Origin of the sequence: Thioalkalivibrio paradoxus ARh 1 (genome assembly GCF_000227685.2) — a bacterium.
GTDB classification, from domain to species: domain Bacteria; phylum Pseudomonadota; class Gammaproteobacteria; order Ectothiorhodospirales; family Ectothiorhodospiraceae; genus Thioalkalivibrio; species Thioalkalivibrio paradoxus.
Genome location: NZ_CP007029.1, coordinates 517,035 through 527,500, shown reverse-complemented (window position 1 = coordinate 527,500; position 10,466 = coordinate 517,035). Strand labels below are relative to the sequence as shown.

The 10,466-nt window shown below is 68.6% G+C and carries 10 protein-coding genes (1 of these 10 only partly in view); 6 read left to right on the top strand and 4 right to left on the bottom strand.

Going from position 1 to position 10,466, the window contains the following annotated elements:
- Together THITH_RS02480 and THITH_RS02475 are read left to right on the top strand one after the other, a co-directional pair.
- Window positions 1-885, top strand: the 3' portion of a protein-coding gene (locus THITH_RS02480) for a M23 family metallopeptidase (RefSeq protein ID WP_006746082.1). Its footprint begins 723 nt before the window's first position; only the last 885 of its 1,608 coding nucleotides appear in the window; its start codon lies off the left edge, out of view; it ends in the stop codon at window positions 883-885.
- The gene (locus THITH_RS02475) at window positions 885-2,024 is read left to right on the top strand and encodes an anhydro-N-acetylmuramic acid kinase (protein ID WP_006746083.1); all 1,140 of its coding nucleotides are present in this window, start codon (window positions 885-887) and stop codon (window positions 2,022-2,024) included. The genes THITH_RS02480 and THITH_RS02475 overlap by 1 nt, the downstream gene beginning before the upstream one ends.
- 160 nt (window positions 2,025-2,184) lie before the next feature.
- Here the strand turns inward: THITH_RS02475 and erpA are convergent, their stop codons facing one another.
- The 4 genes from erpA to THITH_RS02455 all read right to left on the bottom strand — a co-directional run bounded on the left by erpA (window position 2,185) and on the right by THITH_RS02455 (window position 6,653).
- On the bottom strand, window positions 2,185-2,559 hold the full coding sequence (gene erpA, locus THITH_RS02470) for an iron-sulfur cluster insertion protein ErpA (protein ID WP_006746084.1): 375 nt from the start codon (window positions 2,557-2,559) through the stop codon (window positions 2,185-2,187).
- Between the two features lie 99 nt (window positions 2,560-2,658).
- Window positions 2,659-3,690 (bottom strand): N-acetyl-gamma-glutamyl-phosphate reductase, encoded by a 1,032-nt coding sequence (argC, locus tag THITH_RS02465; RefSeq protein WP_006746085.1) that lies wholly within the window; start codon window positions 3,688-3,690, stop codon window positions 2,659-2,661.
- A gap of 138 nt (window positions 3,691-3,828) precedes the next feature.
- The gene (gene ptsP, locus THITH_RS02460) at window positions 3,829-6,096 is read right to left on the bottom strand and encodes a phosphoenolpyruvate--protein phosphotransferase (RefSeq protein ID WP_006746086.1); all 2,268 of its coding nucleotides are present in this window, start codon (window positions 6,094-6,096) and stop codon (window positions 3,829-3,831) included.
- 20 nt (window positions 6,097-6,116) lie between these two features.
- Window positions 6,117-6,653, bottom strand: coding sequence for an RNA pyrophosphohydrolase (locus tag THITH_RS02455; RefSeq protein ID WP_006746087.1), 537 nt, complete (start codon window positions 6,651-6,653; stop codon window positions 6,117-6,119).
- Window positions 6,654-6,812: 159 nt separating this feature from the next.
- On the opposite strand from THITH_RS02455, the gene THITH_RS02450 reads away from it, so the two are divergent.
- The 4 genes from THITH_RS02450 to hemL all read left to right on the top strand — a co-directional run bounded on the left by THITH_RS02450 (window position 6,813) and on the right by hemL (window position 10,438).
- Entirely contained in the window at window positions 6,813-7,508 is a 696-nt protein-coding gene (locus tag THITH_RS02450) for a histidinol-phosphatase (RefSeq protein WP_006746088.1), read from the top strand.
- 76 nt (window positions 7,509-7,584) lie between these two features.
- The gene (thiD, locus tag THITH_RS02445; protein ID WP_006746089.1) at window positions 7,585-8,394 is read left to right on the top strand and encodes a bifunctional hydroxymethylpyrimidine kinase/phosphomethylpyrimidine kinase; all 810 of its coding nucleotides are present in this window, start codon (window positions 7,585-7,587) and stop codon (window positions 8,392-8,394) included.
- Window positions 8,391-9,020: a thiamine phosphate synthase gene (gene thiE, locus THITH_RS02440; RefSeq protein WP_006746090.1), complete on the top strand. Its 630-nt coding sequence runs from the start codon at window positions 8,391-8,393 to the stop codon at window positions 9,018-9,020. The genes thiD and thiE overlap by 4 nt, the downstream gene beginning before the upstream one ends.
- A 140-nt stretch (window positions 9,021-9,160) precedes the next feature.
- A complete protein-coding gene (gene hemL / locus THITH_RS02435) occupies window positions 9,161-10,438 on the top strand; it encodes a glutamate-1-semialdehyde 2,1-aminomutase (RefSeq protein ID WP_006746091.1) in 1,278 nt (425 codons plus the stop codon).
- The last annotated feature ends 28 nt before the right edge of the window (window positions 10,439-10,466 follow it).

Here is a 10,466-nt window from a genome sequence, read left to right as displayed (position 1 = left end):
GTCGGCGACGACTTCGTCGCGACGAGGCACACGCACGAGGTGGAAAGCCAGCGCCGGATAGTCCACGCCCAGATCGAACAGTCGCTGTTCCTCGACGGCTCGCGCGCCGGGCTCTCCGACGCGGCGCTGATGCAGATCGCCGACGTGTTTGGCTGGGACATCGATTTCGCCTGGGATATCCGCCAGGGCGACCGTCTGATCGTCGTCTACGAACGCCTCTACCGTGACGGAGAATACCTGCGCGACGGCCCAGTGCTCGCCGCCGAATTCCAGAACCGTGGCCGTACTCTGCGCGCGCTGCGCTATGCACCCGAAGGCAAGGATCCCGATTACTACACGCCGGACGGCGAAAGCATGCGCCAGGCCTTCATCCGCACTCCGGTGGACGTGGGCCGGATCAGTTCCCAATTCGGGCCGCGCCGGCACCCGATCCTCGGGTATACGCGCCAGCATCAGGGCGTCGACTATGCAGCCCCCACCGGCACTCCGATCCGGGCCGCCGGCAACGGGCGGATCGTGCATCGGGGGAACCGCGGCGGCTACGGCAAGACCGTGATCATCGACCACGGCAACAACCGCAGAACCCTCTACGCGCACATGAACGGCTTCCGTTCCGGGCAGTCGGTGGGCTCGCGCGTGCAACAGGGCCAGATCATCGGCTACGTCGGCATGACCGGGATGGCCACGGGCCCCCACCTCCACTACGAGTTCCACGTGCATGGGAAGCCGGTGAATCCAGTGACGGTGGACCTCCCCCGCGCCGACCCCTTGCCGAAGCAGCATCTGGAGGCCTTCCGCAAGGAAACGGCGCCGCTGCTGGCCCAGATCGACACGCTGCGGGAAACCCAGGTGGCCGAGATTCCGCTGGGCGCCGGCAGCCACTAGTGCCGCAGCTCTACCTCGGCCTGATCTCGGGCACGAGCCGGGATGGCGTCGAGGCGGCCCTCGCCGCTGCGCAGGGGCCGCTGGGCTGGCAGGTGTGTGCCCACCGCCATCACCCCTACCCTGACACGGTCGCCAGCGAACTGAGCCGGCTCACGCTGGCGGCGCGGGCCGGCTACCGGGAAATCGGCGAACTCGATGCCCGAATCGGCGAAGTGTTCGCCGACGCCGCGATCGCACTGCTGCGAGAGGCCTCGGTACGCCCGGAGCAGGTACGGGCGATCGGCAGCCATGGCCAGACGCTGTATCACGCCCCTCGCGGCAACCCGCCGTTCACCTGGCAGATCGGCGATCCGTTCCGAATCGCCGAGCGCACCGGCATCGACACCGTGGCCCTGTTCCGCCAGCGCGACATCGCGGCCGGGGGCGAAGGCGCGCCGCTGGCCTGCGGACTCCACGCCGCCTGCTTCAGTCACCAATCCCGCGCGCGGGCCGTGGTAAACATCGGCGGAATCAGCAACATCACCTGGCTGCGGCCCGGGCAACCCGTGCTCGGCTACGATTGCGGTCCGGGCAACACACTGCTCGACGCCTGGATACGCGAACACCGGGGGCTGCCGTTCGACTCCGGCGGGCGCTGGGCGGCAGAGGGCCGCATCCATCCGGAGCTGCTGAAAGCGCTGCGGGAAGATCCGTTCTTCACGGCCCCAGCGCCGAAAACCACCGGGCCGGAGTACTTTTCCCCGGATTGGCTGGCAGCGCGGTTGCCGCAGTTCGATCCGCTCGCCCCGGCCGAGGTGCAGGCAACGCTGACCGCACTCACGGCCAGCGCCATTGCCGATGCGGTGCATGCCGGATGCCCCCCCGGACGGGCCTGCGAGGTGCTGATCTGCGGCGGCGGCGTACGAAACACGACGCTGGTGCGGCAACTCGAACGCCGCCTCGGTGATATCCCGGTCAGCGAAACCGGCGCGCTGGGCCTTCCGGCGGACCAGGTGGAAGCCGCCGCGTTCGCGTGGCTGGCGCGGCAGACGATCGACGCCCGCGCCGGAAACCTTCCCGAAGTGACCGGCGCCTCCGGCCCCCGGATTCTCGGCTGCGTGATCCCCGGCCGCGCCCCGCCGCCGGCAGCGTCCGGCTAGCTCGGCTGCCAGGCGCAGCCATGCGGATAACGCATGGCGCGGAGCTTTTTCACACCTCCCCAAACGGCAAGGGCCGGACCAGCGCTCAGCCGGTCCGGCCCCTGAACATCTCGCCCCGGAATCGAGGCGGGCGCACTAACCGCCTGTCGAACTTGCGCTGCTAGGGCGAAAAGCTGGAGCCGCAGCCGCAGGTCGTCGTCGCATTCGGGTTACGGATCACGAACTGGGCGCCTTCCAGCCCCTCCGTATAGTCGATCTCGGCCCCCGCGAGGTACTGGAAACTCATCGGGTCGATCAGCAGCGTGACGCCGCCGTTCTCGACCACGGTATCGCCGTCGCCGGCGGTCTCGTCGAAGGTAAACCCGTACTGGAACCCGGAGCAGCCGCCGCCGCTGACGAACACGCGCAGCTTCAGGTTGGGGTTGTTCTCCTCATCGATCAGGCTCTTCACCTTGGTCGCGGCTGCGTCGGTAAAAATCAGCGGACTCGGCATCTCGAAGTCGGCGTCAGCGCCAGCGGTCATCGTTTCGCCCATGATCGGGGTTCTCCTGTGTTCGGTTCAGGCATACGCTATGAAGTCCGATGGCGAGAGTCAAGAATACCCGCGACTTGCGGGCTCCGTTCCCCGCCGAACTCAGGGGAAGACCGGAGCCGCACCCAGCCCGGTGCCTTCCGGGAACCCGAACATCAGGTTCATGCCCTGCACTGCCTGCCCGGAGGCGCCCTTGACCAGATTGTCGATCACCGACAGCACCACCAGCCGGCCCGATTCCACCGGCTGTGCCAGCGCGATGCGGCATACGTTCGTACCGCGCACGGACGCGGTCTCCGGGTGCGCCCCCGGAGCCAGCACGTCCACGAACGGTTCGTCCCGATAGAACGCGTCGAACAGCGCCTGGAAATCCGTCGCGCCACCGGCCGGACGCAGATAAAGCGTGGCATGGATCCCGCGGATCATCGGCACCAGATGCGGCTGGAACACCAGCCCCACCGGGCGTCCGGCGACCTCGTCCAGCGTCTGCCGGATCTCCGGCCAGTGCCGGTGACCGGCGCTTGCGTAGGCCTTGAAATTCTCGCCCACCTCGGCGAACAGACCGCCGACCTGGGCCTTGCGACCGGCGCCGCTGACGCCGCTCTTTGCATCCGCGATGATGTCGTCGGGATCGATCGCGCCAGCCTGCAGCAATGGCAGCAGCCCGAGACTGACCGCTGTCGGATAACACCCGGGCACCGCGAGCAGCCGCGCCGAACGGATCCGCTCACGGTTGAGTTCCGGCAACCCGTAGACCGCCTCGCCAAGCCACTGCGGCGCACCGTGCGGCTGCCCGTACCAGCGTGCCCAGAGTTCGGCATCGCGCAGCCGGAAATCCGCCGAAAGGTCGATCACGCGCACGCCGGCGTCGAGCAACGGCCCGGCCATCGCGTGCGCGACGCCATGCGGCGTGGCAAAGAACACCGCGTCGCATTCGTCGAGACGCGCCTGCGCCGGATCGACGAAATCCAGGTCGACCCGCCCGCGCAGGCTGGGGAACATTCCGGCGACCGGGGTACCCGCATCGCCGCGTGACGTCACGGCGCGGATTTGCACCTCGGGATGGTCCGCGAGCAGCCGCAGCAGCTCCACCCCGGTATACCCCGTTGCGCCGACAATACCGACTGAAATCATCGATGTCCCATGGATCTGGCTTCGTGGCCGGCGATGATACCCCGTCATGCCCGTTCGGGGCACCCGGGCTTCGCCGGAGCGGGCACCTGCCCGAACGCGGGCGGCCCTGGGATACCCGCTTCGATGGTTCGAAGCGGATCAGTTCTTGCCGGCCCGCACCAGCCCCCCGAGGCCCGCCTGCACCAGTGCGTTGTTGAGCAACGACCGGACCTGATCGGGGTTCTCCAGCAAACGGCACTGCGCCAGCAGTGCCTCGGTCCGGTCGCTGGAGAAGCTGCGGATCACCCACTTGACCCGTGCGATCGCCGAGACGCTGACGCTCAGACTGTCGATCCCCATCCCGAGCAGCAGGATGATCGCGGCCGGATCCGACGCCATCTCGCCGCAAACGCTGACCGGCTTGCCGGCCCGGCGCGCGCCCTCGGCGATCAGCTCGAGCGCCCGAATCGACGCGGGATGCAGCGTGTCGTACAGGTTCGCGACGCGGGCATTGTTGCGATCGACCGCGAGCAGATACTGGACGAGGTCGTTGGTCCCCACGGACAGGAAATCGACCCGGCGCGCCAGGGTCTCGACCAGATACACCGCAGCCGGCACCTCGATCATCACGCCGACCCGCGGCATCGGGATCACGAAGCCCTCGTCGAGGAGTTCGTCGCGCGCGCGGTTGAGCAGGACCATCGCCTCCTTCAGCTCCACCAGCGTGCTGATCATCGGGAACAGAATCTGGAGATTGGGATGCTCGCGGCTCGCCTTCAGCATCGCCCGCAGCTGGGTCAGGAAGATCTCCGGGTGGTCCAAGGTCAGGCGAATCCCGCGCCAGCCCAGAAACGGGTTGTCCTCCTGCACCGGGAAATAGGGCAGCGCCTTGTCCCCGCCCACGTCCAGCGTCCGCAGCGTGACCGGCATCGGATCGAACGACGCAAGAATCTGCCGGTAGATCTCGACCTGCTCCTCCTCGCCGGGGAACCGATCGCGGATCATGAACGGCACCTCGGTGCGGTACAGCCCGACCCCCTCGGCGCCGGAGTTCAACGAAGGCTTGATGTCCGCCAGCAGGCCGCTGTTCGCGAGTACCGGAACCGCCCGTCCGTCGCGGGTGGCGGCGGGTTCCAGCGCAAGCTCGCGCAGGCCTTCCTCCAGCTCGCGCTCCTCGCGCACCAGACGCCGGAATTCCGCGCGCAGCTCGGGACTGGGGTTCACATACAGCCGCCCCCGATAGCCGTCCACCAGCACCTCGCGATCCTCCAGGCGGCTGACCGGAAGATCCGCCACACCCATCACCGCGGGCACATTCAGCGCCCGCGCCAGGATCGCGATATGCGAGGAACCGGTTCCCCGCGCCGATACGATCGCGCCGAGCCGTTCGATCGGCACCTCGGCGAGATGCGACGCGGTGAGATCCTCGCCGACCAGGATGCCGCCCTCGGGAAATTCCTGGTCGTTGCCCTCGTCGGGCAAGAGATGCGACAGCACCCGCCGGCCCAAGTCGCGGATATCCGCGGCGCGCTCGCGCAGGTACGCGTCCTCCATGTCCTCGAACACACGCACGCTCTCGCGCACGGTGTCGCGCAACGCCGCGGCGGCCCACTGCCCGCCACGAATCCGCGCCTCGGTTCTTTGCGCCAGCGAGTCGGAGCCCAGCAGCATCAGATAGGCATCGAAGAGCGCGCGCTCCTCGGCGGGCAGCACCGTCTCGGTACGCCGCTTGAGGTCCTCGATCTCCCCGCGTGTCGCCGCCACCGCCGCCGCAAAGCGCGCCAGTTCCTGCTCGATGTCCCGCGCCTCCCGATCCGGGATCGAGTCCAGCTGGGCCAGCCGGTAGGCGACGACCGCGCGGCCGATCGCGACACCGGGAGCACCGGCGATTCCGGTGGCCTCGATGTTCACATGGCTGATCTCCGGCGTCTCGCTCGCGATCTCGTCGGTGAACTCGGCCTGGGTGATCGCGCCCGCGAGCTGCGCCGCCAGCGTAATCAGAAAGGAGACATGCTCGTCGTCGAACCGGCGCGGCTCGTGGTGCTGCACCACCAGCACGCCGAGCAACTTGCGCTGCTGGATGATCGGAACGCCGAGGAAGGACAGGAACCGTTCCTCGCCGGTCTCGGGAAAATAGCGGTAGCGCGGGTGGTCGGGGGCGTTCTCGAGGTTGATCGGCTCCGCGCGCGACGCGACCAGACCCACCAGGCCCTCCGACACATCCATCTCCACCCGGCCCACGGATTCCTCGCGCAGGCCTTCGGAGGCCATCAGCACCAGGCGGCCGCTGCGCGGCGACTTCAGGTAGATGGAACAGACGTCGATGTCCAGCGCCCCGCGGACCCGGGTCACGATGATATGCAGCGCCTCGAAGAAATCCGCCGCGCCGTTGACCTCCTGCACCACCCGGCGCAGCACATCGAGCATCGACAGCCTGGAGGGGGTCGTCACGAACCCACCCGGCGCGGCGCCGCCGGCCGCGGGCATCCGGGATCACGCGCGAGTTCGGGAAACATCAGCGGCACCAGCTCGCACAGAGCGCGCCGATAGACATCGCGCTTGAAATGGACCACCTCGTGCACCGGCCGCCAGTAGTCGATCCAGCGCCAGGCATCGAACTCCGGCGGTTGCCCCAGATCCAGGCGGAAATCGGCCTCGGTCCCGGTCAGCTGCAGCAGAAACCAGCGCTGCTTCTGCCCCACACAGACGGGCCGCTGCCTGCGCCGCACCATGCGCGCCGGGAGCCGGTAGCGCAACCAGCTGCGGGTAACCCCGAGGATGCGCACATGCTCCGGTAGCAGGCCGGTCTCCTCGCGCAATTCCCGGAACAGCGCCTCCTCGGGCGTCTCATCCTTCTGGATTCCGCCCTGCGGGAACTGCCAGGCATCCTGGCCTACGCGCTTGCCCCAGAACAACTGCTGCTCGCCGTTACACAGGATGATGCCTACGTTGGGTCGGTAGCCATCACAATCAATCACTTGCATGAACCAGATGCATCTTCGATACCAGCATTGTTCCACAGGCCCAGGGAATCGGCAAAACCCCCGGGAAATCGCGACGCCAGCCCGCCGCACTCGCATGCCCGAACCCCGGCACGTAGAATCCGGAACCGTTGGAAACCGAACCGGAACCTACGCAAGACCATGCGACTCGCGATCTTCGACCTGGACAACACGCTGCTCGCCGGCGACAGCGATCACGCCTGGGGAGAGTTCCTCGCCGAAGCGGGCGCGGTCGATGCCGAGAGCTACACCCGCGCCAACGACGACTTCTACGCGCAATATCTGGCCGGAACGCTGGACATCTACGAATTCTGCCGCTTCGTATTCCGCCCGCTGGCCCGCCACCCGCTGGAACAACTGCAGCGCTGGCGCGAGCAATTCCTGCGCGAGCGGATCGAGCCGATGATCGCCCCCGCCGCCGGCGAACTGCTCGAACGGCACCGCGGCGCCGGCGATACGCTGCTGATCATCACCGCAACCAACAGCTTCGTCACCCGCCCGATCGCGGACATGCTCGGCGTCGAGCACCTGCTCGCGACCGAGCCGGAGTTCCGGGAGGGACGCTACACCGGCGAACTGGACGGCATTCCCTGCTTTCAGGAAGGCAAGATCGAGCGGCTGAAGGGCTGGCTGCACGAGCGCGGACAACCGGAGGACGCGATCGCCCGGGCGAGTTTCTACAGCGACTCCCGCAACGATATCCCGCTGCTCGAACAGGTTCGGGAACCGGTGGCGGTGGACGCCGACCCGGCGCTGGCCGAGCACGCGCGCAGGCGCGGCTGGCCGCAGATCTCGCTGCGCCAGGCCGTGGTCGTCCCGCGTTCCCAGACCGGTTGACCGAACCGGCGCACCGGTTCGGCCCCACGCGTAGGATGGGACCGGAACCGCAGCCCCGCAGGGAGGAACCCGCCCGATGCACCGCCCGACCATCGCTCTGACCATTGCCGGATCCGACCCGGGTGGAGGCGCCGGACTCCAGGCCGACCTGACCACCTTCACCCGCCTCGGCGTGCACGGTGCCACCGCGATCACCGCGATCACGGTGCAGGACACGCGCAACGTGGCCGATTTCGACGTGCTACCGGCCCGGCGGCTCGCCGACCAGATCGAGATCACGCTGGCCGATCTGCCGGTGGCCGCGATCAAGGTCGGCATGCTCGGCTCGGCGGAGAACGTCGAGACCGTCGCCGCACTCCTGGCCGCCCATCCGCACATCCCGGTGGTGCTCGACCCGGTGATGGTGGCCGGCGGCGGCAGCGAACTCGCGACCCGGGCGGTCGTGGACCTGACCCGCGAACGCCTGCTGCCGCGCGCGACGGTGGTGACCCCGAACACCCCGGAAGCGGCGCGCCTCAGCGGGCACGACGACGCCAGCCGCTGGGGCGAAACGCTGCGCGCCCTGGGCGCACGCAACGTGCTGATCACCGGCGGCCACGCGCTGACCGACGCCGAGGCCAACCACCAGCCCCTGCAGCCGATCGTCAACGTGCTCTACCGGGAGGACGGCCACATGCGCCGCTTCGAGCTTCCCCGGCGGTCGCCGAGCTTCCACGGCTCCGGCTGCACCTTGGCCGCAGCGATCACGGCCTTTCTCGCCCGGGGGCGCGACCTCGAACCTGCGGTCATCGAGGCCCAGGGATTCATGACCGAAGCCATTGCAACGGGCTATGCGCCGGGCCGCGGCCAGCATGTGCCGAACCGCCTGTGCCCGCAGGCCGGATGACCGCTCCCGCCGCAAGGCCGGGTTTGCGCGGCCTGTACTTCGTGACCCCCGACCGGGCCGCCGGACGCATCGCGCTGGTCGCCGCCGCGCTGCGCGGCGGCGCCCGGGTCGTCCAGTACCGCGACAAGTCGGGAACCGGGATGGCTCGCCTTCCCGAGACACGGGAACTGCTCGCGCTCTGCCGGAAAGCCGGCGCGCTGCTGCTGATCAACGATGACGTCGAACTCTGCCTGGCCGCCGCAGCCGATGGCGTCCACCTGGGCGAGGACGACGCCGGCATTGCCGAGGCGCGGGACCAACTCGGGCCGAACCGCGTGATCGGCGCGTCGTGCTACAACGACCTCGACCGCGCGCGCCGGGCCATCGCGGCTGGGGCGGACTACGTCGCGTTCGGCTCGGTCTACCCGTCGCCGACCAAGCCCGCCGCGCGTCGAGCGAATCCCGACCTGCTGCGCGCGGCCCGCGCGGAACTGGCGGTCCCGATCTGCGCGATCGGCGGCATTACCCCAGACAACGCGGCCCCAGTGGTCGCCGCCGGAGCGGACATGGTCGCGGTGATTCAGGCCATCTCCGAAGCGCCCGATCCCGAGACCGCCGCCCGCGCGCTGCAAGCGCTGTTCCCGTAGAGCGCCGATCACGCTCTCCCTGCCCGGGCCGGCACACCGCGTTTCGCTACCCTGCGGCATTGGCCGGGTTTGTGTTGCCGCGCGGGGGGACTACACTCCCGCAATTGCTGAATACCCATTCCAGAAACAGGACAACCACCATGCAGGAATCCGAACGTCTCTTCGCCGCCGCCCAAGTCCACATCCCCGGCGGGGTGAACTCGCCGGTGCGCGCTTTCAAGGGTGTCGGCGGCACCCCGGTCTTCATGGAGCGTGCCGAGGGCGCCTACATGTACGACGCCGACGGCAAACGCTACATCGACTACATCGGTTCTTGGGGTCCGATGGTCGCGGGACACGCGCACCCGCAGGTGATCGACGCGGTGCGGGAAGCCTGCCTGAACGGCCTGTCGTTCGGCTGTCCGACCAGCCTCGAAGTCGCGATGGCCGAGAAGGTCTGCGACCTGGTGCCGTCGATCGAGATGGTGCGCATGACCAGTTCCGGCACCGAGGCGACGATGAGCGCGATCCGCCTGGCCCGCGGCTTCACCGGACGCGAGCGGATCGTGAAGTTCGAAGGCAACTACCACGGCCACGGCGACGCGCTGCTGGTGAAGGCCGGCTCCGGCGCGCTGACGCTGGGCCAGCCGTCGTCTCCTGGCGTGCCAGCGTCGCTGGCGATGCTCACGACCACGCTGAACTACAACGACAGCGACGGCGTGCGCGCCTGGTTCGCCGAGCATGGCGAAGAAACCGCCTGCGTGATCGTCGAACCGATCGCGGGCAACATGAACTGCATCCCGCCGCAGCCCGGTTTCCTCGAGACCCTGCGCGAGGTCTGCGACCAGTCCGGCGCCGTGCTCATCTTCGACGAGGTGATGACCGGCTTCCGGGTCGCTGCCGGCTGCGCCCAGGCGCTGTACGGTGTCGCCCCGGACATGACCACGCTGGGCAAGATCATCGGTGGCGGGATGCCGGTCGGGGCCTTCGGCGGCCGGCGCGAGATCATGGAGCACCTGGCCCCGGTCGGTCCCGTCTACCAGGCCGGCACGCTGTCCGGCAACCCGATCGCGATGACCGCCGGCCTGCAGACGCTCGAGATCCTGAGCCAACCCGGCTTTCACCAGGCGTTGGAGGCGAAGACGCAGCGGCTCGTCGCGGGCATCGTGGACGCGGCGCGCGAAGCCGGAGTGCCGATGACCGCGAACCAGGTTCCCGGCATGTTCGGCCTGTTCTTCACCAGCCAAACCGTGACCGACTACGCACAGGCGACGCAGTGCGACCTGGCCGCGTTCAAGCGCTTCTTCCACGGGATGCTGGATGCCGGTGTCTACCTCGCACCCAGCGCCTTCGAGGCCGGCTTCCTGTCCAGCGCCCACAGCGACGCCGACATCGACCAGACCGTCGCGGCGGCGCGCGAGGTGCTGAAACGCCTCTGACGTGAAACGGGCCCAAAGGGGCTTCCCG

Excerpts from the sequence above, each read along its gene's own strand:
- erpA (WP_006746084.1), bottom strand. The coding sequence starts at position 2,559 with ATGGGCGAAACGATGACCGCTGGCGCTGACGCCGACTTCGAGATGCCG.
- argC (WP_006746085.1), bottom strand. The coding sequence starts at position 3,690 with ATGATTTCAGTCGGTATTGTCGGCGCAACGGGGTATACCGGGGTGGAG.
- ptsP (WP_006746086.1), bottom strand. The coding sequence starts at position 6,096 with ATGCTCGATGTGCTGCGCCGGGTGGTGCAGGAGGTCAACGGCGCGGCG.
- THITH_RS02455 (WP_006746087.1), bottom strand. The coding sequence starts at position 6,653 with ATGCAAGTGATTGATTGTGATGGCTACCGACCCAACGTAGGCATCATC.
- THITH_RS02450 (WP_006746088.1), top strand. The coding sequence starts at position 6,813 with ATGCGACTCGCGATCTTCGACCTGGACAACACGCTGCTCGCCGGCGAC.
- thiD (WP_006746089.1), top strand. The coding sequence starts at position 7,585 with ATGCACCGCCCGACCATCGCTCTGACCATTGCCGGATCCGACCCGGGT.
- thiE (WP_006746090.1), top strand. The coding sequence starts at position 8,391 with ATGACCGCTCCCGCCGCAAGGCCGGGTTTGCGCGGCCTGTACTTCGTG.
- hemL (WP_006746091.1), top strand. The coding sequence starts at position 9,161 with ATGCAGGAATCCGAACGTCTCTTCGCCGCCGCCCAAGTCCACATCCCC.